This window comes from Actinoalloteichus spitiensis RMV-1378, from assembly GCF_000239155.1.
GTDB classification, from domain to species: Bacteria; Actinomycetota; Actinomycetes; order Mycobacteriales; family Pseudonocardiaceae; genus Actinoalloteichus_B; species Actinoalloteichus_B spitiensis.
The window spans coordinates 1-20,604 of the sequence record NZ_AGVX02000197.1; the positions used below are offsets into that span (position 1 = coordinate 1).

At 73.1% G+C, this 20,604-nt stretch carries 21 protein-coding genes and 1 riboswitch; of the genes, 9 read left to right on the forward strand and 12 right to left on the reverse strand.

Annotation, left to right across the window (positions count from 1 at the left end; genetic code table 11):
* Both ACTIDRAF_RS0210080 and ACTIDRAF_RS0210085 read left to right on the forward strand, forming a co-directional pair.
* The coding region (locus ACTIDRAF_RS0210080; RefSeq protein ID WP_016698614.1) for a ComEA family DNA-binding protein at window positions 1-241 on the forward strand (241 nt) is incomplete at its 5' end.
* A 1-nt stretch (window position 242) separates the two neighbouring features.
* Window positions 243-2,603, forward strand: coding sequence for a ComEC/Rec2 family competence protein (locus ACTIDRAF_RS0210085; protein WP_016698615.1), 2,361 nt, complete (start codon window positions 243-245; stop codon window positions 2,601-2,603).
* A gap of 98 nt (window positions 2,604-2,701) precedes the next feature.
* Here ACTIDRAF_RS0210085 and thrC read toward each other — a convergent pair whose 3' ends face one another.
* Window positions 2,702-3,985: a threonine synthase gene (gene thrC / locus ACTIDRAF_RS0210090; RefSeq protein ID WP_016698616.1), complete on the reverse strand. Its 1,284-nt coding sequence runs from the start codon at window positions 3,983-3,985 to the stop codon at window positions 2,702-2,704.
* Window positions 3,986-3,996: 11 nt separating this feature from the next.
* A riboswitch (SAM riboswitch) is annotated at window positions 3,997-4,126 on the reverse strand.
* A gap of 326 nt (window positions 4,127-4,452) precedes the next feature.
* Here thrC and holA point away from each other — a divergent pair.
* Window positions 4,453-5,433 carry a DNA polymerase III subunit delta gene (holA, locus tag ACTIDRAF_RS0210095; RefSeq protein WP_026065953.1) on the forward strand — a complete coding sequence of 327 codons (981 nt, stop codon included), beginning with the start codon at window positions 4,453-4,455 and terminating at the stop codon, window positions 5,431-5,433.
* Window positions 5,434-5,744: 311 nt separating this feature from the next.
* On the opposite strand, the gene rpsT is transcribed toward holA, so the two are convergent.
* Window positions 5,745-6,005 carry a 30S ribosomal protein S20 gene (rpsT, locus tag ACTIDRAF_RS0210100; RefSeq protein ID WP_016698618.1) on the reverse strand — a complete coding sequence of 87 codons (261 nt, stop codon included), beginning with the start codon at window positions 6,003-6,005 and terminating at the stop codon, window positions 5,745-5,747.
* Window positions 6,006-6,233: 228 nt separating this feature from the next.
* On the opposite strand from rpsT, the gene ACTIDRAF_RS0210105 reads away from it, so the two are divergent.
* Together ACTIDRAF_RS0210105 and ACTIDRAF_RS31905 are read left to right on the forward strand one after the other, a co-directional pair.
* Entirely contained in the window at window positions 6,234-7,040 is an 807-nt protein-coding gene (locus ACTIDRAF_RS0210105; protein ID WP_026065954.1) for a sulfite exporter TauE/SafE family protein, read from the forward strand.
* A gap of 544 nt (window positions 7,041-7,584) precedes the next feature.
* Window positions 7,585-8,055: a hypothetical protein gene (locus tag ACTIDRAF_RS31905; RefSeq protein WP_157162955.1), complete on the forward strand. Its 471-nt coding sequence runs from the start codon at window positions 7,585-7,587 to the stop codon at window positions 8,053-8,055.
* A 134-nt stretch (window positions 8,056-8,189) separates the two neighbouring features.
* On the opposite strand, the gene ACTIDRAF_RS0210115 is transcribed toward ACTIDRAF_RS31905, so the two are convergent.
* The 4 genes from ACTIDRAF_RS0210115 to ACTIDRAF_RS31910 form a co-directional block, all read right to left on the reverse strand.
* Window positions 8,190-9,293 (reverse strand): 3-deoxy-7-phosphoheptulonate synthase, encoded by a 1,104-nt coding sequence (locus tag ACTIDRAF_RS0210115; RefSeq protein ID WP_016698621.1) that lies wholly within the window; start codon window positions 9,291-9,293, stop codon window positions 8,190-8,192.
* Window positions 9,294-9,611: 318 nt separating this feature from the next.
* Entirely contained in the window at window positions 9,612-9,827 is a 216-nt protein-coding gene (locus ACTIDRAF_RS0210120) for a type II toxin-antitoxin system antitoxin (protein WP_016698622.1), read from the reverse strand.
* Between the two features lie 5 nt (window positions 9,828-9,832).
* Window positions 9,833-10,753, reverse strand: a complete 921-nt coding sequence (locus tag ACTIDRAF_RS0210125) for an SPFH domain-containing protein (protein ID WP_026065955.1) — start codon at window positions 10,751-10,753, stop codon at window positions 9,833-9,835.
* Between the two features lie 69 nt (window positions 10,754-10,822).
* Window positions 10,823-11,371 carry a GNAT family N-acetyltransferase gene (locus ACTIDRAF_RS31910; protein WP_016698625.1) on the reverse strand — a complete coding sequence of 183 codons (549 nt, stop codon included), beginning with the start codon at window positions 11,369-11,371 and terminating at the stop codon, window positions 10,823-10,825.
* 222 nt (window positions 11,372-11,593) lie between these two features.
* Between ACTIDRAF_RS31910 and ACTIDRAF_RS0210135 the strand changes: the two genes are divergently transcribed.
* The gene (locus ACTIDRAF_RS0210135) at window positions 11,594-11,983 is read left to right on the forward strand and encodes a VOC family protein (RefSeq protein ID WP_016698626.1); all 390 of its coding nucleotides are present in this window, start codon (window positions 11,594-11,596) and stop codon (window positions 11,981-11,983) included.
* A 413-nt stretch (window positions 11,984-12,396) separates the two neighbouring features.
* On the opposite strand, the gene ACTIDRAF_RS0210140 is transcribed toward ACTIDRAF_RS0210135, so the two are convergent.
* On the reverse strand, window positions 12,397-12,993 hold the full coding sequence (locus tag ACTIDRAF_RS0210140) for a class I SAM-dependent methyltransferase (protein WP_157162956.1): 597 nt from the start codon (window positions 12,991-12,993) through the stop codon (window positions 12,397-12,399).
* A gap of 131 nt (window positions 12,994-13,124) precedes the next feature.
* On the opposite strand from ACTIDRAF_RS0210140, the gene lepA reads away from it, so the two are divergent.
* Window positions 13,125-14,972: a translation elongation factor 4 gene (lepA, locus tag ACTIDRAF_RS0210145; RefSeq protein WP_016698628.1), complete on the forward strand. Its 1,848-nt coding sequence runs from the start codon at window positions 13,125-13,127 to the stop codon at window positions 14,970-14,972.
* Between the two features lie 48 nt (window positions 14,973-15,020).
* Here lepA and ACTIDRAF_RS0210150 read toward each other — a convergent pair whose 3' ends face one another.
* Window positions 15,021-16,268: an MAB_1171c family putative transporter gene (locus ACTIDRAF_RS0210150; RefSeq protein WP_016698629.1), complete on the reverse strand. Its 1,248-nt coding sequence runs from the start codon at window positions 16,266-16,268 to the stop codon at window positions 15,021-15,023.
* Window positions 16,261-16,761, reverse strand: a complete 501-nt coding sequence (locus tag ACTIDRAF_RS31915) for an ImmA/IrrE family metallo-endopeptidase (RefSeq protein ID WP_016698630.1) — start codon at window positions 16,759-16,761, stop codon at window positions 16,261-16,263. The genes ACTIDRAF_RS0210150 and ACTIDRAF_RS31915 overlap by 8 nt, the downstream gene beginning before the upstream one ends.
* 387 nt (window positions 16,762-17,148) lie before the next feature.
* Here ACTIDRAF_RS31915 and ACTIDRAF_RS0210160 point away from each other — a divergent pair, with 387 nt between their 5' ends.
* On the forward strand, window positions 17,149-17,802 hold the full coding sequence (locus ACTIDRAF_RS0210160) for an MOSC domain-containing protein (protein WP_026065956.1): 654 nt from the start codon (window positions 17,149-17,151) through the stop codon (window positions 17,800-17,802).
* A 251-nt stretch (window positions 17,803-18,053) separates the two neighbouring features.
* On the opposite strand, the gene ACTIDRAF_RS28120 is transcribed toward ACTIDRAF_RS0210160, so the two are convergent.
* Window positions 18,054-18,599, reverse strand: a complete 546-nt coding sequence (locus tag ACTIDRAF_RS28120) for a GNAT family N-acetyltransferase (protein ID WP_016698633.1) — start codon at window positions 18,597-18,599, stop codon at window positions 18,054-18,056.
* A gap of 462 nt (window positions 18,600-19,061) precedes the next feature.
* Here ACTIDRAF_RS28120 and ACTIDRAF_RS28125 point away from each other — a divergent pair, with 462 nt between their 5' ends.
* Entirely contained in the window at window positions 19,062-19,328 is a 267-nt protein-coding gene (locus tag ACTIDRAF_RS28125) for a hypothetical protein (protein WP_016698634.1), read from the forward strand.
* Between the two features lie 131 nt (window positions 19,329-19,459).
* Here the strand turns inward: ACTIDRAF_RS28125 and ACTIDRAF_RS0210185 are convergent, their stop codons facing one another.
* Both ACTIDRAF_RS0210185 and ACTIDRAF_RS0210190 read right to left on the reverse strand, forming a co-directional pair.
* Complete coding sequence (locus tag ACTIDRAF_RS0210185) at window positions 19,460-20,233, reverse strand: enoyl-CoA hydratase-related protein (protein WP_016698635.1); 774 nt, start codon at window positions 20,231-20,233, stop codon at window positions 19,460-19,462.
* A gap of 142 nt (window positions 20,234-20,375) precedes the next feature.
* On the reverse strand, window positions 20,376-20,604 hold a 229-nt coding region (locus ACTIDRAF_RS0210190), incomplete at its 5' end, for a CbiX/SirB N-terminal domain-containing protein (RefSeq protein WP_026065957.1).

Here is a 20,604-nt window from a genome sequence, read left to right on the forward strand (position 1 = left end):
GGTCGGTGGGGAGGGGCCCGGGGCGGGGGAGGAGTTCGGCGGAGCACCCAGCGTGGTGAACCTGAACTCGGCCGACGCGGCGGGACTCCGCGCGCTGCCGGGCATCGGCCCGGTGATGGCGGACCGGATCGTCGAGTGGCGGATGGAGCACGGGGGTTTCACCAGCGTGGAGCAGCTGCGTGAGGTCGACGGGATCGGCCCCACCCGCTTCGAACGGCTGCGTGAGCTGGTGACGGTGTGACGTGGCACGCGCGACGGACGCCCGGCTGGTCCCCGCCGCCCTCGTCGTCTGGGGCACCGCGCTCACCGGGGTCCTCGGGGCCTGGTGGCTGGCCCTGCTCGTCGGCGTCGGAGCCGTGGGGGTCGCCGCGCTCGTGGTGCTGGTGGTCCGGTGGCGCCGGCCGGCGTGGCACCGGCGGACGTGGCCGCAGGCGTTGGTGGTGGCCGGGCTTGCGGTGGTGAGCGCGGTGGTCACGGCGGTGGAGGTCCGCAACGCCGCCGAGCATCCGCTGCGGATCGCCGCCGAAGAGGGCGGGTCGGCGGCGATGACGGTGGTGGTCAGCGACGATCCTCGGCGCGTTGGTGGCGCGCCGTCGGGTCGACCGGACCAGCGGGTGGTGGTCGAGGCGCGGTTGGAGTCGTACCGGTTGGTCGGGGAGGTCGGGGAGCGGCGGGGGCGAGGGCGGGTACTGGTGATCGCGCCCGCCGAGGGCTGGGGCCACCTCCTGCCCGGCCAGGAGGTGGCGGTCGAGGGACGGTTGCTGCCTCCTCGGTCCGGAGAACCCCTGCTGGCGGTGGTCAGCGCCCGCGACCCGCCGGGAAACGCGGGTGCGCCGCCGTGGTGGCAGCGGGCGGCGGGGGAGCTGCGGGCAGGTCTGCGGGACGCCGCCCAGGTGTTGGCGCCCGAACCGGCCGGCCTGCTGCCCGCCCTGGTGGTGGGGGACACCAGCCAGCAGTCCCCGCAGGTCGTCGAGGAGTTCCGCACCGCCGGTCTGACCCACCTCACGGCCGTCAGCGGTTCGAACCTCGCGGTGGTCTGCGGTGCGGTGCTGTTGGCGGCCCGCGCCGTCGGGGTTGGCCCCCGGGGCAGCGCGCTCGCGGCGGGAGTGGCTCTGGTCGGGTTCGTCGTGCTCGCCCGCCCCGAACCCAGCGTGGTGCGGGCGGCGGGCATGGGCGCCGTCACCCTGCTGGCGTTGGTGCTGGGGCGGGAGCGGTCGGCCCTGCCGGCTCTGGCGGTGACGGTGGTCGTGCTGCTGCTGGTCGACCCGGCGTTGGCCGTGAGCGCGGGTTTCGCACTGTCGGTGCTGGCCACCGGTGGCCTGGTGCTGCTCGCCCCACCCTGGGTGGCCGCCCTGCGCGCGAGGGGGGTACCGGCCGGGCTGGCGGAGGCCCTGGTCGTGCCCCTCGCCGCGCAGGTCACGACGGCGCCCGTCGTGGCGGCGCTGTCGGCGGAGGTGAGCCTGGTCGGCGTGGTCGCGAACATCGTGGCGGCACCCGTGGTCGCGCCGGCGACGGTGTTCGGTGTGGTGGCGGCGACCCTTTCGATGTGGGCGCCCGCTGTGGCGGAGTTCTTCGTCCGGCTGGCCGGGCCGGAGGTGTCCTGGCTGATCTGGGTGGGTCGGACGGCGGCGGGTGTCTCCCATCCCACCCTGCCCTGGCCCGCCGGGGCGGGCGGCGGACTGGTGTTGGCGGTGGTGCTGGCGGTCGTCCTGGTCGCGGCGCGGTCGAGCCGGTTCCGGGTGGCCGCGGTCGGCGTGGTGTTGGGGAGCGCGCTCATGGTGGTGCCGGCCCGCACCGTGTTCCCCGGGTGGCCGGGGCCGGACTGGGCGTTCGTCGCCTGCGACGTGGGTCAGGGAGACGCGCTGGTCCTCGCGGCCGGTGAGCCGGGGCAGGCGGTGGTCGTGGACGCCGGGCCGGATCTGGCCGGCGTGGGGGACTGCCTGCGCCGGTTGGGGGTCGCTCGTGTCCCGCTGGTCGTCCTGAGCCATCTGCACGCCGACCACGTGGGTGGTCTGGACGGGGTGCTGGCCGGTCGGCGGGTGGGGGCGGTGGCGGTCGGGCCGGCCAGGTCCCCGGCCTGGGCCTACGAGGAGGTCGCGGCCGTCGCGGCGGGCCGGGGTGTTCCGCTGGTCGAGCTGCGGCCGGGGCAGCGGTTGCGGTGGTCGGGCCTCGGCATCGACGTGCTGGGTCCGCTGGACGGGTACGTGGCCGACGAGACCTCGGGAACGGAGGTGAACAACGCGTCGCTGGTGCTGGTGGCCACCACCCCGGTGGGGCGGGTGCTGCTGACAGGGGACGCGGAACTGGCGGCCCAGGCGGGGCTGCTGGGCGCGGGGGTGGACCTGGCCGCCGCGGTGCTGAAGGTGCCGCACCACGGTTCCCGGTACACGCTCCCGGAGTTCCTCGCCCGGGTCCGCCCGCGACTCGCGGTCATCAGCGTGGGCGCCGACAACCGGTACGGGCATCCGAGTGGGGAGGTCATCGCCGAGCTGCGGGCGTTGGGCGCGTCGGTGGTGCGGACCGACCTCAACGGTCACCTGGCGGTGGGGCCGGGGCCGGAGGGGGTGCGTGTCCGGGTGTGGCGGGCGGCTAGCGGCCAGTGACCCGGGTGGGGATGGCGTTCCCACCCGGGCCACGGTTTCCGTGGTTCCCGGCTGGGGCCGGTGGTCCCGCCCCAAGTCGGGGGCGGGACCCGGGCGGATCAGCTGCGGGGCTGTCCCAGCGCCTCGTGCACCGCCTGCGCGGTGGGCGGCACGGTGGCCTTGGGCCCGACGTGGTCGCTGATCGCGTCGAGGGTCTTGAGGCCGTCGCCGGTGATGAGCAGCACCGTCTCGGCGTCGGGGTCCAGTTGTCCGGTCTCGATGAGTTTCTTGGCGGTGGCGACGGTGACGCCGCCCGCCGTTTCGGTGAAGATGCCTTCGGTGCGGGCGAGGAGTCGGATGCCCTCGACGATCTCCTGGTCGGTGACGTCCTCGATCGCGCCGCCGGTGCGGCGCACGGTGTCGAGGACGTAGGGGCCGTCGGCGGGTGCGCCGATGGCCAGGGAGCGGGCGATCGTCTCTGGCCGCACCGGTTGGATGACGTCGAGTCCGGCTTTGTAGGCGGAGGCTACGGGTGAGCACCCGCTGGCCTGGGCGCCGAAGACGCGGTAGGGCGTTGGCTCGACCAGGCCGAGTTCGCCGAACTCACGGAAGGCCCTGTCCACCTTGGTGAGCTGGGAACCCGAGGCGATCGGGACGACGACCTGCTCGGGCAGCCGCCACCCGAGCTGTTCGGCCACCTCGAAGCCGAGGGTCTTGGAACCCTCGCCGTAGTAGGGGCGCACGTTGACGTTGACGAACGCCCAGTCCTCGTGTTCGGCGGCCAGTTCGGTGGCGAGCCGGTTCACGTCGTCGTAGTTGCCGTCGACGGCGATGAGCGTTCCGTCGTACACGGCCGTCGTGAGCACCTTGGCCTGTTCGAGCGTGGAGGGGACCAGCACCACCGAGTCCCAACCGGCGCGGGCGGCCGCGGCGGCGACGGCGTTGGCGAGGTTGCCGGTGGAGGGACAGGCCAGCACGCGGAACCCGAACTCCCGGGCTGCGGCGAGGGCCACGGCCACCACGCGGTCCTTGAACGAGTGCGTCGGGTTGCCCGTGTCGTCCTTGACCCACAACCGGCGCACCCCGAGTTCCCTGGCGAGGCTGTCCGCCCGCAGCAGCCTGGTGCAGCCGGGGTCGGTGCTGGGGATGGTCTCGATGTCGCTGGGGACGGGCAGCAACCGCTTGTACCGCCAGATGGAGCGGGGGCCGGCCTCGATGTCCTCGCGGCGCACGCGACCGAAGTCGTACACGACTTCCAGCGGCGCGAAGTCGTCCGGGGAGACGAACTCGGGGGCGAGGGGGATCTGGTGACCGCTCTCCTTCGAGGCCAACGCGACGGCGGGGCCGAGGTCGAGCGGGCGGCGGGTTCCTGGCGTCGTGCCGGAGCCAGCAGTGACTGTCATGGCGAGGCCTCTCCTCATCTTTCCCGCTGGGCGGGCCGGATTTGGCACCGAGTGCGGCAGCGGTCGTGGTTGGGCCACGTCAAGCTGGCGCTGGTTGCCGGGGCGTCGTCGGGCCGATCCCTCTACCCCTCTGGATGAGCGCTGTTCGGTTGTGCGGCACACGGTAGGGCATGGGGAGGGCCAGGGCCAGTGGTGTCCGGAATGCGGGAGCGGCCGGGCCGTCCGGGGGTAGCCGGTGCGTCCGGGTGGTGGTCGGCAGGCCTCCTGCGGCGAGCCACCTGGGGGCGTGGTGCGGTGAGCCCCGCGCGGTGGTGGCCCACCCCTCGGCGCCCAGGCGACCGGTTCGGCTCGCACCCGGAGGCAGCGTGGTGTTCGAGGGGCCGTGGGCGGTCGCCCCTCGACGGAGCGCGGGCGGCGTTCGCCGCGATGGCGGGAACCACGACGTCGCGGCGTGGGAGAATCCCGGCGTGCCTGCCCAGTCCGCTCCGCCCGCCCCGCTCCAGCTCATCCTCGGCGATGAGGAACTGCTGGTGGAACGGGCGACCCGGGACACGCTGCGCCAGTTGCGCGCGGCGGAACCGATGGCCGAACTGACCAGGCTCCGCGCCACCGAACTCACCCCACCCCACCTCGCCGAGCTGGTCAGCCCGTCGCTGTTCGCGGAGGCGAGGGTGGTGGTGCTCGAGGCCGCGCAGGAGGCGGGGGCGGAGATCTGCGAGGCGGTGGCCGCCTACTGCCGTGCGCCCGCCGAGGGTGTCGTGCTGGTCGTGGTGCACTCGGGTGGTGGCCGGTCGAAGCTGGCGAAGCAGCTACCGGCCACGCTCCGCTCGGCCGGCGCGGAGGTGACCGAGTGCCCGAAGGTGACGAAGGCCTCCGACCGGGAGGCCTTTGTCCGCAACGAGGTGCGGGCGGCGGGAGGACGCATCGACGCCGCCGGGGTGCACGCGCTCATCGAGGCGGTGGGATCGGACCTGCGGGAACTCGCCTCGGCTGCCGCCCAGCTGGTGTCGGACCACGACGGCCCGCTGGACGAGGCGACCGTGCGCCGCTACCACCGTGGCCGTGCCGAGGTCACCGGGTTCGCCGTGGCGGAGCGCGCGGTGGTCGGGGACGTCCCCGGGGCGCTGGAGGCGTTGCGGTGGGCATTGGGTCTGGGGGTCCCCCACGTGTTGGTGGCGGACGCGCTGGCGGACGCGGTGCGCTCGGTCGCCCTGGTGCGCGGCGCGGGCGGCGGTGATCCGTTCCGGCTCGCCGGGCAACTGGGGATGCCGCCCTGGAAGGTCAAGAAGGTGCGCAACCAGGTCCGGGGCTGGGAGGACGATTCGCTGGTGCGGGCGATGCGGGTGGTGGCGACCCTCAACGGGGAGGTGAAGGGGCAGGCCGCCGACGCGTCGTACGCCCTGGAACGGGCGGTGCTCGCGGTGGCGCGGGCCCAACGCGGGCGTTGACCCCTGCTCCGCGCGTCGTCCGCCTCGGGGCCGTCGCGGTCACCTCCGGGCGGGACGGAGCCGGTCGTTCACGCCGGGCCGCCCCCAAGCCCCTGGCCTCGAGGTGCGGGCCGCCGCCTGTCCCGGGCCGGCACAGGGGTGGAGGGCATGGGACGTCGGGCTGCGGAGATCTGTCGGCGCCGCGGGCGCTCGTCGGCGGTGCGGCACCAGCCCGGTGACGGCGCGTCGGGGGCGGATGCCGGGTGCGGGAACGACAGCGGGGGCCGTCCCGCGAACGGGAGGCCCCCACCGGATGTGACCAGGTGCGCCGGTCAGAGCGAGTTGGCGCGCTGCGCGATGGCCGACTTCTTGTTGGCGGCCTGGTTCGCGTGGATGACGCCCTTGCTGACGGCCTTGTCGAGCTTGCGGCTGGCCTCGCGGCTGAGCTGCACGGCCTTGTCCTTGTCGCCAGCCTCCACGGCCTCGCGGAACTTGCGGATCGCGGTCTTCACCGAGGACCGGACGGCCTTGTTCCGCAGCCGGGCCTTCTCGTTGGTCCGAATCCGCTTCATCTGGGACTTGATGTTCGCCACGAGGGCACCCCTTGCGTCTCGACGTGGTTCGTGCCGCGCTGTGTTGGCGCTGTCACCCAGGTGCGAGGTCGGGCGGTGGCCCGACCGCTCCGAGCGGTGACAGGTTTCCTCCCTGGCGGAATGCCGCACGGCACGGCCGACAACGGTACCAGCGGCCCGGCGGCGTGTTGGCGGTGGCCGTGCGGTGCCAGCGTGGACCCGGCCCGCGCACGTCGTACGCTCGTTCGAGTGACTAGCGTGCTGAACTGGCCGGGCTTCGCCGACGTCTCCCTGGCGGCACTGCTGCTGCTCTGCGCGGCGGCGTTCGCGGCGGGAGCGGTGGACGCCATCGTGGGCGGCGGTGGCCTGATCCAGTTGCCCGCGCTGCTCCTGGTCATGCCGGGAGGGGAGCCCATCTTCTCGTTGGCGACGAGCAAGGTGGCGGCGGTGGTGGGTACCGCGTCCGCCGTTCCCACCTATGCCCGGCGCACCAGGATCGACTGGAGCACGGCGGTCCCGATGGCGGTGGTGGCCTTCCTGGGGGCGGTGGGTGGCGCGGCCTTCGCGAACCTGCTGCCGTCGGTCGCGTTGAACTCCGTGGTCCTGGTCGCGTTGGTCGTCGTCGGCATCTACACCTGGCGTCGGCCGGCGTTGGGCAGTGTCGAGGCGCCGCGTTTCGGCCGCCGGCACCAGATCCTGCTGGCATCCCTGGGTGGCGCGACCATCGGCTTCTGGGACGGCCTGGCCGGCCCAGGAACGGGCTCCTTCCTGGTGTTCCTGCTGGTGGGGCTGGTCGGTTACGCCTTCCTGCACGCCTCCGCGACGGCGAAGCTGGTCAACACCGCGACGAACGTCGGGGCGCTCTGCTACTTCATCCCGGCGGGCAAGGTGCTGTGGGGGCTGGGCCTGGTGATGGCGCTCTGCAACCTGGCGGGCAGCGTGTCCGGCGCGTTGCTGGCGAGCCGACGCGGCTCCGAGTTCATCCGGCGGGTCTTCCTGACGGTGGTGGTGGCGATGGTGGTCAGCCTGGCCTGGCGGTTGGCGACGGGCGGCTGACCCGGCGACGGGCGGCTGGCCGCAGGTGTCCTGGGTCCCGTCGGGGGCGAGCTGCGGCGCGGGGAGCGGTGGACGGACCGGTGCCCCGGCTGGTGGGCGGTCTGGTCCCGGCCGCCTGTCCCGGACCCGGGCCGGTCGGTGGCGGGCCGTCGCGGCCTCCCGGAGGTCCTGCCGGGAGGATGGCGCCCCGGGTGCGTGGTGGGGCCCCCTGAGCGGGAGTTCGGTGGATGACCTGGTGGGAGCGCCGGTCGTGGGCGTTCTCCCCCGGGTTGTCGGACGCCTCCGCCGTGGCGCTCGGGGGTGGAGGTGGCCCGCCGGGTGCCGGAGCTCGTTCCGGAACCGCGTGGTCGACGGGCACCGGGTGGAGCCGCGGCGTCGCGGGGCCGGCCGCCCACCGTCACGGGCCACGGGACCGAACGGCCGCGCGGTGCTGGGCCCGGCGGTCGTCGCGCCGGTGGCAGGTGGGTGAGTTCCCGTCGATCGTGGCGGCGGAACCGCATTCACGGGTCGACAGAAACGGTCGGCGAGTTGAGAATCTCCAGGCGTGTCGGCAGCTGACGAGAACTCCTACCAACCCAGGCCAATCCGATTTCTGGGAATCGAGGCGGTCGCGGGCTGGCGAATCAAGTGCTACGGGATATCCGACCGTGCCAGGCAGCCGGATGGTGAGGTGATCGACGCCGCCGTCACCCAGGCGGTCTCGGTGGTCTCGGCGACCGGGACCGATTCGGGGGTGCACGGCGTCGGGTTCGTGGTCGCGCACGAGACCGCGGAGCACTGCCTGACACAGGTGCACTGGTGGGAGCGGAGCGCGACCCTCGTGCAGCGGCGGTTCTCCTCAACCCGCGACAGCGCGCACACCTTCCGGGAGGTGCGGTCGCAGACGATGGGATCGGTGTGGGACCTCGCGGTGGTGTCCTATGAACGGGGCGCGTGGGTGCGTCACGTGTTGGCGAATTCCACCGGTCCGGATCTCGCGGCCTACCTGGACGACGGATTCAGCGGGCTGGTCTGAATTGGTGGATCGTTGACCGGTTCGGGAAATCGGCGTGTTGCCTTCTCACCGTTCTCTCGTCGACCTCCCGGACCGGGGCACGATCCAGCACGTCCTCCGGCGGCGGACCAGCCCGCGTCCTCCTCGTCCTCACCTCACCCGGTGCCGGCTCCCGAGCCGGCGGAACGGGCCGCCCGGAGGGTGGTCGCCAGGGTGCGCAGCACGTCGGCGGTGTCCGGCCACCCGAGGCAGGCGTCGGTGATGCTCCGCCCGTACACCAGCGACGCCGGGTCCGCCAGCGGCTGGTTGCCCTCTTCCAGGAAGCTCTCCAGCATCACGCCGCGCACGCCTCGTTCGCCGTCTGCCAACCGCCGCGCGAGGTCGGCCACCACGACCGGCTGGCGGCGGTGGTCCTTGCCGCTGTTGCCGTGGCTGGCGTCGATGACGACCCGTTCCGGGAGACCGGCCGCCGCCAGGCGGTCCAGGGTGGCCCGCACGGAGCCGGCGTCGTAGTTCGGCCCCTGGGCGCTGCCGCGGAGCACCACGTGGCAGTCCTCGTTGCCGGTGGTGCTGAGGATGGCGGCCTGGCCGTCGTCGTTGATGCCGGTGAACACGTGTTCGGCGGCGGCTGAGCGCACCGCGTCGACGGCGGACTGCACGTCGCCCTCGGTGGAGTTCTTGATGCCGATCGGCATGGACAGACCGCTGGAGAGCTGGCGGTGGACCTGGCTCTGCGCGGTCCTGGCACCGATCGAGCCCCAGCTGACCGTGTCGGCGATGTACTGCGGCGTGATGGGGTCCAGGAACTCGCAGCCGACGGGGAGGCCGAGCGCGAGGACGTCCAGCAGCAGTTGACGGGCGAGGGTGAGGCCCTCGTTGACCTGGTAGCTCCCGTCGAGGCCGGGGTCGTTGATCAGGCCCTTCCAGCCCAGGGTGGTGCGGGGCTTCTCGAAGTAGACCCGCATCACGACCAGCACCTGGTCCCGGATCTCGTCGGCGAGCGCGGCGAGCCTGGTCGCGTAGTCGAGGGCGGCGGCGGGGTCGTGGACGGAGCACGGGCCGACCACCGCGAGCAGGCGGTCGTCCCGCCCGGTGAGCACGTCCACGACGTCCCGGCGGCCGCGCAGCACCACGTCCTGGGCGTGTTCGGTCAGGGGGAGGCGGTCCTTGAGCAGCGCGGGCGACGCCAGCGGGCGAACACGGAGAACGCGTTGGTCGTTCAGCTGGTCGACCGGGGGAGCGCTGGGTGCGGGGGGCATGGCGGAGGGCCTTTCCGCGAGCCGACCGCACCCCACCACCGGTGTCGAGCCGGCTCGCCTTCGTGGAGAACGAACGACGAACGACAGCACTAGCCTCTCGGCCATCCGTCTGCCGGCTCGGGGTGGTGGGATCAGCGCGTCGCGGCGCTGGCGTGCCCATCCCGGGCCGGCCAGCTAAACCGCCAATAGCGCTGCATGGCGGCGATGCTACCCCATGTCGGTCGGCCCGGGGTGCGCCCCCGCGTGCGGTCCGCGCCACCGCCAGGGGCGCGGACCCCCCGGCTCCCGCGTCGACCCGGGGTGAGCCCCCGCCGCGGCTCACCCCTCTTCCTCGGGCTCCGCCTTCTTGGGTGGGCGTCCTCTGCGGGGCAGTTGGCCCGCCTGTTTGGGCAGCCTGCCCGCCTCGGACAGCGAACGTCTGAGGAGGAACTCGATCTGGGCGTTGGCGCTGCGCAGTTCGTCGTTCGCCCACCGGACGAGCGCGTCGTGCACCGCCGGGTCCAGGCGGAGGAGGAAGCTCTTGCGGCCAGCCACGGTGATCAGTTGTAGAGGGAGCCCGTGTTGACCACCGGTTGGGTGGCCCTGTCGCTGCACAGCACCGTCAGGAGATTGCTGACCATCGTCGCCTTCCGTTCCTCGTCGAGCTCGACCATGCCCTGTTCGGCGATCTTCGCCAGGGCCATGTCCACCATGCCCACCGCGCCCTCGACGATCCGGGCCCTCGCCGCCACCACGGCGTTCGCCTGCTGCCGTTGCAGCATGACCTGTGCGATCTCCGGGGCGTAGGCGAGGTGGGTGATGCGGGACTCGATGACCCGCACGCCGGCCGACTCCACCCGGGCGGAGATCTCGGCCGAGAGCTGCTCGGTGATCTTCTCGGCGTTGTCGCGCAGGGAGAACGCCGAGTCGTCGGGGTTGTCGTAGGGGTAGCTCGTGGCGATGTGCCGCACCGCTGCCTCGGTCTGGGTCTCCACGAACATCACGAAGCTGTCGACCTCGAAGGAGGCCCGTGCGCTGTCCTCCACCTGCCAGACGACGACGGCCGCGATCTCCACCGGGCTCCCGTCGGCGTCGTTGACCTTCATGACGGAGGTCTCGAAGTTGCGGATGCGCAGGGAGACCCGTGCCCTGCTGGTGAAGGGGTTGACCCACTGGAGGCCGTCCCGGCGGACCGTTCCGGTGTAGCGGCCGAGGAACTGGACGACCCGCGCCTCGTTGGGTTGGACCATCACCAGGCCGGGGCCGAGCAGGGCCGCCGCCACCAGGGCGACGACGCCGACGCCGATCAGGGCTCCCGACTGCTCGTTCACGCCGGCGGCGATCGCGCCGCCGCCGCCGAGGACCAGCACGGCCAGGGCGCCGGCCATGGGCAGGCCGGGGAGGCTGAAGGCGGTCCGCTCACGGTACTGGGGTGAGGGCATGGGCGCCCTCTCCGCGACGGCCTGCGGTGATGTGGTCATGGTGGACGCCCTTTCGTTCGAGCGACTGATCATCTAGCAAGATGATATCACTTTTTGGCTCGACGGTGCTCACCTCGTCGGGGACGCGGTGAGGGGGCTGCTCCCGGGCTCGCCGACGCGGGGCGTGACCGAGCCGGCCTCCTCGTGCGGCTCGGTGGCGGAGCCGGTGATGTCCTTGCTCAGCCGAACATCCTCCTCCTGGTACCCCAGGGCCGCGTACAGCGCACGCGCGCGGTGGTTGGCCGCTCCCGTCTCCAGGCTGAGCCGGCGCAGTCCCCGGTGGCGCCCCCACTCCTCGGCCGCCCGGACCAGGGCGCTGCCGATCCCCCTTCCCTCCGCGCCCTCGTCCACGACCAGTTCGGCGACATGGACCTCCGCGGTGCCGGTGAAGTGGCGGCGCTCGCTGACGGTCACCACTCCGGCGACCCGGCCGTCGACCTCCGCGACGAAGGCCGGGCTCAGGTCACTGGTGGCCAGGTCGAGGGACCGGGCCAACCAGTCCCGCGCGGTCGCCGCGACGGCCCCGGGGTCACGCCACTCGGCGACACCCTCCCGGAGGCGGTGGGCCAGCGCCAGGCAGGCCGGGCGGTCGGCGGAGGTGTACCGGCGTACGCGCACGAGGTTCCCCTTTCGCTGGGGCCGCTGCCCGGACAGAACGGACAGGAAGGCGGGTGATCAGTCTGGCAACGCGCCCCCGGCCGATCAACGCGTGGGCCGGTCACCCGGCGCCGAGGGGTGTCGCCTCCCGTGACCACCTCGGGCGCCTTCCGAGGGACGATGGACGAGGACCACGAGCCGTCGGTGCCGACGGCCTGTCGACATCCGAGGGAGGGAACCCCGATGGAGGTACTGGGCAGCCGGGTGCTGGTGCGCCCCGTCGACCGCGACCGCAGCCTCCGGTTCTACCGGGACGCGCTGGGACTGGCGATCCACCGCGAGTTCCCCGGTGGGACGGTGTTCTTCCTCGGCAACGGGTTCCTGGAACTCTCCGGGCAGGGGGCCGGGGCGTCCGCCCCGGACGTCGCCCTCTGGCTGCAGGTCCGCGACCTGGCGGACACCGAGGCCGAGCTCACCCGCCACGGAGTCCCGGTGCTGCGGGAACCCCGAACCGAGCCGTGGGGGCTCCGCGAGATGTGGATCGCCGACCCGGACGGCCTGCGCATCGTGCTCGTGGAGATCCCCGCCGACCACCCCCTGCGCCGCGACACCCGGTTCGACCCCGAGCCCTGACCGGGTCCGACGGCGCGGTCCTGGCGCGGGCCCTCCACCGGTCGGCGCAGGCGGGGTCGACGACCCGCCGGACCCCGGCAGGGCCGGGCCGATCAGGACACCGCCGCCGGTCCAAACCGCCCACCAGCCCTCCCGGTCGGGGTCGTCCCCGACGGGGCCCGGGGCCACACGACCTCCTCCGGGCCGGCCATGCCATCCGGTTCCGGCGAGCAGGTGAGGGACGTGGACCCCGACTGGTCGCGATCTCCTGGACCGAACCCCGGCGCGGATGCCGCACCCCGCCACCGGCCGGTCCCACAGGGGCACGCGCGGCGCGTGGCCTACCGTGATCCCGCAGCGCCCCCGGGCGGCCGCATGCCGGGACGGGAGCGCCACGACCTCGGGCGGCGCCACTCGGACGGGCGGGCCGGTCCTCACTCGGCACGGGTCGCCATGACCTCCACGGAACCGCCGATGCCCCGGTCGTCGATGTCCACCTCCACCGAGGTGAAACCACAGGAGGCCAGCTCGTCGGGGATCTCGTCCAGCACGTTGCCCAGCACGCCCCGGTGCGCCGAGAGCACCAGGCGGCCGTGCGGGCGCAGCACCCGGCGCACCTCGGTGAAACCCGCCCTCCGGTCCGGCCACAACTGCACGTTGTTCACCGAGATCGCGATGTCCACCGACTCGGCGTCCTCGCCGAGTTCGGCGGCGTAACCCAGGTGCAGCCGCATCTGGCCGGACCGCACCCGTTCCGCGCAGCGGGCCAGCGCGGCCCGCACCATGATCGGGGAGGGGTCGACGCCGACGACGTGCCCGCGCCACGCCGCCTCCGCCGCCGCCAGGAGACCGACACCCGGTCCGAAGCCGATGACGAGGACCGTGTCCCCCGGCGCGGGGTCGGCGAGGAGCACCGCGTGGCGTTCCACGGACCGGTTCAGCCAGGACATCAGCAGTCCGCCCAGCCTGCCGGGCAGGCCGCGCGGCTCCCCGAACGCCGCCCGCCCCACCATCGAGCGGTGCCTTCCCATCCGTCCATGACAGCACACGGGGTCGGAGAGCACTGGACGAACGACCGAGGAGGACACGCTCCGGACTCCGACGGTGTCATGGGACGATGGGGGCGTCCACCCTTCCGCCCGACCGCGCGAGGAAGCTTGCATTGAGCACGTTCGCAGACACGACCTTCACCTCGCCGGAACTCATCCGGAACTTCTGCATCATCGCGCACATCGACCACGGCAAGTCGACCCTGGCCGACCGGATGCTCCAGCTCACCGGGGTCGTCGAGGACCGCGCCATGCGCGCCCAGTACCTGGACCGGATGGACATCGAGCGGGAACGCGGCATCACCATCAAGGCGCAGAACGTGCGGCTGCCGTGGCGGGTCGATGGTCAGGACCACGTCCTGCACCTCATCGACACGCCGGGCCACGTGGACTTCACCTACGAGGTCAGCAGGTCCCTGGCCGCCTGCGAGGGCGCGATCCTGCTGGTCGACGCGGCACAGGGCATCGAGGCGCAGACCCTGGCCAACCTCTACCTGGCCCTGGAGCACGACCTCACGATCATCCCCGTGCTCAACAAGATCGACCTGCCCGCCGCCGAGCCGGAGAAGTACGCCGCCGAGCTGGCGCACATCATCGGCTGTGAGCCCGGTGACGTGCTCAGGGTGTCGGCGAAGACGGGGATGGGAGTCGGTGAGCTGCTGGACGAGGCGGTACGGCAGATCCCGCCGCCCACCGGTCAGGACGACTCCCCGGCCCGGGCGATGATCTTCGACTCCGTCTACGACACCTACCGGGGCGTCGTGACCTACATCCGGGTGGTCGACGGGCGGATCACGCCCCGGGAACGCATCAGGATGATGTCCACGGGCGCGACGCACGAGCTGCTCGAGGTCGGCATCATCAGCCCCGAACCCAAGGCCTGCCCCGGGCTGGGCGTGGGTGAGGTGGGTTACCTGATCACCGGCGTCAAGGACGTCCGGCAGTCCAAGGTGGGGGACACCATCACCCTGGAGCGCAAGGGCGCCAAGGAACCGCTCGGCGGCTACCGGGAGCCGAAGCCGATGGTCTACGCCGGGTTGTACCCGGTGGACGGCTCGGACTACCCCGAGCTGCGGGAGGCGCTGGACAAGCTCCAGTTGAACGACGCGGCCCTCACCTACGAGCCCGAGACCTCGGCGGCGCTCGGGTTCGGGTTCCGCTGCGGTTTCCTGGGGCTGCTGCACCTGGAGATCACCCGCGACCGGCTGGAGCGGGAGGCCGGCCTCGACCTGATCTCGACCGCGCCCAACGTGGTGTACCGGGTGCGCCTCGACGACGGGACCGAGCGGGAGGTCACCAACCCGTCCGACTGGCCCACCGGCAAGATCGCGGAGATCTTCGAACCCATCACCCGCTGCACGGTCATCGCGCCGAACGAGTTCGTCGGGGCGATCATGGAGCTCTGCCAGAGCCGCCGGGGGCAGCTGGACGGGATGGACTACCTGTCCGAGTCCCGCGTGGAGCTGCGCTACACGCTGCCCCTCGCCGAGATCATCTACGACTTCTTCGACTCGCTGAAGTCCAGGACCAGGGGGTACGCCTCCCTGGACTACGAGGAGTCGGGTGAGCAGAGCTCGGACCTCGTCAAGGTCGACATCCTGTTGCAGGGGGAGCCGGTCGACGCCTTCAGCGCGATCGTCCACAAGGACGGGGCCTACGCCTACGGCACCCGGATGGCCACGAAGCTGCGGGAGCTGATCCCCCGGCAGCAGTACGAGGTGCCCATCCAGGCCGCGATCGGGTCCCGCGTGATCGCGCGGGAGACGATCCGCGCGATCCGCAAGGACGTCCTCGCCAAGTGCTACGGCGGTGACATCACCCGGAAGCGGAAGCTGCTCGAGAAGCAGAAGGAAGGCAAGAAGCGGATGAAGATGGTCGGCCGGGTCGAGGTGCCGCAGGAGGCCTTCGTCGCCGCGCTGTCCACCGAGGAGTCCTCGGACAAGGGCAAGGGCAAGAAGTAGCCCGGTGGTGCGGCGGCGCACCCCACGCCGCCGCACCACCTCGCGGGCTCAGCCGGCCGGGACGGGTGAGCGGGTGAGCCGACCGCTCAGCTGGCGGGTGACCGGGTGGTGCCAGGCACGACCCACCCGCTGCCACCAGCCGACGTCGTCGGCCAGGGTCTCCTGGCGGTCGCGCCGGCCAGGACGGGCCTCCTCCTCCACGAACCGGTGGTTCCCCTCGTCGCGGTGCAACGCCGCCCTGATCATCACCGCCTCCGCGATGGCCTCCGCGCTCTCCGCGTCCTCCCCGGCCGCCACCGCCTCGGCGTAGGCCTGGTCGCGGAGGCGGGTGTCCATGTGGCCGTGCAGCGCCACCAGCACGTCCCAGCACTCCACCACCCGGTGGTAGAGCCGCAGGTCGAGGTTCGTCAGGTTCACCGCGTCCCAGAGCTGGCGGAACCGTGCGGGGACCCACGCCGGGGCCAGGCAGAGCACCACCCCGGGACGGGCCGAGGTGAGCGCGAGCCAGAGCGGACCCAGCCGGCGGTAGGCCGCCCGGTGCCGCGCCAGCCTGATCGCGGCCGGCACCCCCGAGGCGACCAGCGGCATGAGCGTCCCGATCCCGTGCAACAACGCCGAGACGGCGATGAGGGCCCATTCCAGGTGGTACTGGTCGTAGCCGGGCTGCCAGCCCAGCAGCACCGCGACCATGAACACGACCTTGTGGACGAGGTAGGCCAGCGCGACGACGGAACCGGCGGTGATGAAACGCAGGCCCCGCCGGGTCCAGGGGCGGGTCCCCGGGTCCCGTGCCCAGACGATCGTCAGGTACGTCACCGCGAGCGCCGTGAGACCCATGTAGCAGGCGTAGAGCAGCATGCCCGCCGCCGACCACGGCGCCCCGCTCCAGTCCGAGGTCAGGGCGGCGTGAGCGTCGCCCACGGGGGACAGGACCGCGATCAGCCAGCGTGCCGCGAGCACGCCGACGAGCACCCACAGGTGTGCGCGCACCCGGCGGTCCCTGGTGCGACCGGCCTCCCAGACCCAGCAGAGGAAGAAGACCCGCCAGGCGAAGATCGCCACGAGCACCGGGGTGTGCCGGAGGGCGTAGGAGTACTCCCAGCCCAGCGCCTCCACCAGGGCGGGGGTGACCGCGTCGAGTTCGAAGGCCAACGCCACGGACAGGGCGATCAGGCCGAGGCACATCGCCCGCAACGCGGCCCGGTGTTCGCCCTCCGAGCGCCGCAGGTGCAGGAGCTTGAGCACCCCACCGGACAACACGACCGCGATGACCAGCAGCTGGATCGCGTCACGCATGCCGCACCCCCGGCGGTGCCTCGAAGGCGGCGGCCAGCCGACCGGCCGTACCGCGCCGGGTCAGGAGCCGCTGCCCCACGGCTCGCCACATCTCGTACGCCAAGGTCTCCGCCTCCAGTTCCAGCTGGTCCTCGTAGTGCTGTCTGTGCATCATGAGCGGCGGCTGGTCACCCTGGGTACCGCCGGACAGCGGGCGCCCGCGGTGCCCCAGGAGCATGTGCGCCAGCTCGTGGAACACGGTGTTCTGCCGGTGCAGCGGGCTGGCCGTGGCGTCGTAGACGATGAGGTCCTCGTCGCCCCGGCTGATCCACAGCCCGGACGCCACGGCGGCGTACCTGCTCATGGTCGAGGGAACGAGGAGGATGCGCCGTCCTCGTTGGCGTTCGATGGAATCCAGGAAGGCGGTCAGCGACCACGGGACAGGGATGTCCAGGGTGGCCAGTACCGCCCTGGCTCGACGACGGGCCAGGGCCAGGTTCGGCTGTCCCCGCATCACGACTCCCTCCGACACACGGCGGACAGGCGTTGCAGGGCGACGGTGGTGCGGGAGCCGGCGGATCTCGAGTCCGGCGGGTCGCGCTCGTCCCCCGGTGGCGCGTCGTCCCAATCCGTACCGTCGTCCTGTGAGTCGACAGTAGTCACCCTGGGTCGTCGTGTCCGCACCGAGTGCTGACCGGGTGGGGACGATCCTCCGCGTTTCGCCCGCACGGCGGCCGGTCGTGGTGTGACGCGGTCGGAGCGGGGTGCCCGTGCCACCGCGACCCGCTCCCGCACGGCACCGGCCTGCCGGTCGGCGACGTCACTCCGTGTTCCGGAGCGGGGTCCCGGGTCGCTCACATAGCTCTTGTGGGTGGCGAACGGGGTCTTCTAGGTTCGAGCGGTGGGAGAAGTGGTCTCGGTCAACGTCGCCGTGGTCCGCCGAGGCGGGTGGACCGGGCGGATGGGCAGTTCGGGAATCGACAAGCGGGCCGTGCCCGGACCGGTGTCGCTGACCGGGGCGGGGGTGGCCGGCGACACGATCGTCGACACCGCCAGCCACGGCGGCTGGTACCGGGCGGCCTACGCGTTCGAGTTGGCCGAACTCCGCTACTGGTCCCGGGAGCTCGGCAGGGAGCTGGTGCCCGGCAACGCCGGTGAGAACCTCACCCTGGATGGGATGGACAGCAGCGACGCCGTCATCGGTGAACGGTGGCGGATCGGGTCGGCGGTGCTGCGGGTGACCGGCCCGCGTACTCCCTGCCGGGTCTTCGCCGGGTTCTGGGAGGCCGAGCGCTTCGTCCGCCGGTTCAGCGAGCGGGGCCGGACCGGGGCCTACCTCGCCGTGGACCAGGCGGGCCTGGTCTCGGCGGGTGATCGGGTCGAGGTGCTGAGCAGGCCGGCGCACGGCGTCACGGTGGCGGAGGTCTTCGCCGTGAAGCAGCGTCGACGGCCCGACCTCGTGGAGCACGTCTGCCAGGCACTCGACGACCTTCCTCGGGAGTGGGCGGGCAAGGTCCGCGCCGCCCGCGCGGCGGCCGCGACGGCCGTGGGATGACCCTCAGCGCGGCGTGAGGGCGGTCAGGAGGACGGAGGCGTCCACCGTCCAGCCCTCCCCGGTGTCCGCCGGGTCTCGGCGCAGCTCGCGCCCTCGGTCGGGCGCGCGCCGGCGTGCGGCCGGCCCGCCGGCCCGGGCCCCGGCGTGCGACATCTGCGCCGACCGGACCGGTAGCCGGCGGTGCCGCCCGTCCCCGCCTGAGCACGAGGACGGGCCGCGCGTTCCGCCGGCCGCGTCGACGCCATCCGTCCTCACGCCAGCGGCAGCCGGGCACCGAGCACGAGGAAACGCGGCCGGCGCAGCCACTGGTAGGGCCCGCTGAGCACCCGGAACCCGCGACGCCGGTAGAACTCCCGCGCCCGCCGGTTGGCGACGTTGGCCTGGAGCACGATCCGGTCCAGCGCGGTGCTCTCCTCCACCGCGCGCAGCAGCGCGGTGCCGAGGCCCTGCCCGTGGTGTTCGGGGCTGACCTGGAGTTCGGCGAGTTCGAAGGAGCCCTCCAACCAGTGCAGGTTCCCGGTGGCCAGCAGTGCCGGCCCGACCATCGCGGGCCAGCTGGGGTGGTGCCCGCAGGGCCACCCCACGGCGACCGCCACCAGGCGGGACCGCTCCCGCACGCCGAGGGCCAGCAGACCGGGGAGGTCGACGACCCGGGGCAGGTAGTTGGCGGTGTGCTCCGCGAAGGGCTGGTCGGCCGCCGCCATCGCCCGTCGGGCCAGCCCGACCACCTCGTCCACCTGGGAGGCGAGGTCGACCGGTTCGATCCTGGCGGGCGGCCGCCCGACGGGGGAGATCACCGGACGCCCCCGGTCATGCCGGTCTCGTTCCCTCGTTCCATGGTCGAACCCTCCCGTGCCCTGTCCCGCTCCTCCGTACCGCAGCGCCACCCCCGGCACCGCCGAGGCGGTTCCCGGGAACCGGGAACATGGTGCGCTCCGGTCCGCCACCGCGCCGGAGGGACCTCCGCCCACGGCCGGGCGCGCGCGGAGCTCCGCCGCCCCGGGGAACACCACCTTCCCAGCAGGCCGCCCCCGCCGCCACCGACTCGGGCGGCGGCGTGCCGAGCGCCGGCTGGCCCGACCCCACCACCACGTCGGCGACACCGATGCCTCCCGCCCCCGGGGACGTTCCCGCCGGGCGGCGCGACCTCGAGGACGTGCGCCCGGTTGCCCGGCGGCCGGGGCACCCTCCGGCGGCCGCCGGCCACCCTGCCCGGTGGTACCCGGCCGCCCGCCGAGGGCGGCGCGTAGGCTCCTCCCGTGTTCTCGGCACTGGTCAGCTGGTGGGACGGAGTGGAGCTGTGGATGGCCCAGCTCCCGTTCGTCCTCCAGTTCGTGCTGGTCATGGCGGTCCTGTTGCCGTTGGCCTGGCTGGCGGCTTTCGTGATCGACCGGGGTGTGGACGGCGTGTCCGCGCGGCTGCGCCGACACCGGCGTTCCCGTCTCCGATCCCACGACGGGAAGCCGCGCCAGCCCGAGGTGCCGACCACCGACACCGCCCAGCACCACGAGGGGACCGCCCAGTGAGTTCTTCCCGTCGCGTCACCGTCGTGCTGCTGGGGCTGATCCTGCTCGTCCTCGTCGCCTGGGCGTGGCAGCAGTGGGGCTGACCGGGGCCAGCCGAACCGTTCGGTGCCGCCCCGCCGCCGCGCGGTAGGTCACCGGGTGGGCACCCACGCCGGGGGGCGCTTCTCGGCGAAGGCCCGCATGCCCTCCTGCCCCTCCTCACCGGCGAAGTGCGCGGCGGAGAGGGCGAGCAGGGCGGGGTAGTCGGCCGGAACCCGCCGTCCCGTGGTCTCCCGCAACAGGTTCTTGGTCGCCGTCAACGCCCCCGGCGCCCCGCGCCCGAGCATGTCCAGGTAGCGGGCCACCTCCTCGTCGAGATCGGCCGCCGGGACGGCGGAGTTGACCAGACCCAGCGCGGCCGCCCGGTCGGCGTCGAAGGTCTCCCCGGTCATGAGGAGTTCCGACACGGCGGTGGCCGGCATCCGGCGGAGCAGCGGTACGGAGATGACCGCCGGCACGAGCCCCAGCCGAACCTCGGTGAACGCGAACGTGGCGGTCGAGGCGGCGACGACGATGTCGGCGGAGGCGAGCAGGCCGACACCGCCCGCCCTGGCTGGTCCGGCGGCCCTGGCGACCACCGGTTTCGGGCAGGAAGCCACCAGCTCCACCAGTTCCGGCAGCTCGCGCACGCCCTGCTGGTCGGCGCCACCGCCCCGGGACTCCTTGAGATCCATGCCCGAGCAGAACACCGGCCCGGTGTGGCTGAGCAGCACCACGCGCACCGCGTCGTCGTCCCGGACGCTGAGCAGCAGCTCCCGGAGCTCGGCCCGGAGCTGGGTCGAGAGCGCGTTCCTGTTGTGCGGGGAGTCGAGGGTGAGGACCGCCACCCCGTCCCGGAGCGAGTAGTCGATCAGTCGGTCGGCCATACCGCACCGTAGCCCGGGCGAACCGCCGGGACGAGAGCCCGACGGGACGAGGGCTGTCCCCCTGCGAGATCGGCGCCCGCGATCACCGGTGCGATGCCGACCGGGCGGCGGCGCCCCCGCCCAGGACCCGCTCGGGCTCCGGTCAGGCGTAGCGGCGGTGTGGTGGCGCGCAGCCGGCAGCGTGGTAGCGGCGCAGCACCAGCTGGGCCAGTTCGATGTCCGCCCCGATCGGGGCGGCGACGGTCACGTCCGGGACGAGGTCGCGGGCCCGGTCGGTCACCCGGGTCAGCAGCAGCCCAGGCGCCAGGAACCAGGGGGCGACCGCGATGCGGCGGGCCCCGGCCGCCCGGAGGCGGTCCACCGCCACGTCG

Coding starts and splice junctions, on each gene's coding strand:
- ACTIDRAF_RS0210140 (WP_157162956.1), bottom strand. CDS start 12,993: ATGGGAAGGCACCGCTCGATGGTGGGGCGGGCGGCGTTCGGGGAGCCG.
- ACTIDRAF_RS0210125 (WP_026065955.1), bottom strand. CDS start 10,753: ATGACCACATCACCGCAGGCCGTCGCGGAGAGGGCGCCCATGCCCTCA.
- thrC (WP_016698616.1), bottom strand. CDS start 3,985: ATGACAGTCACTGCTGGCTCCGGCACGACGCCAGGAACCCGCCGCCCG.
- ACTIDRAF_RS0210150 (WP_016698629.1), bottom strand. CDS start 16,268: ATGCGTGACGCGATCCAGCTGCTGGTCATCGCGGTCGTGTTGTCCGGT.
- ACTIDRAF_RS31915 (WP_016698630.1), bottom strand. CDS start 16,761: ATGCGGGGACAGCCGAACCTGGCCCTGGCCCGTCGTCGAGCCAGGGCG.
- ACTIDRAF_RS0210135 (WP_016698626.1), top strand. CDS start 11,594: ATGGAGGTACTGGGCAGCCGGGTGCTGGTGCGCCCCGTCGACCGCGAC.
- ACTIDRAF_RS0210185 (WP_016698635.1), bottom strand. CDS start 20,233: ATGGCCGACCGACTGATCGACTACTCGCTCCGGGACGGGGTGGCGGTC.
- ACTIDRAF_RS0210115 (WP_016698621.1), bottom strand. CDS start 9,293: ATGCCCCCCGCACCCAGCGCTCCCCCGGTCGACCAGCTGAACGACCAA.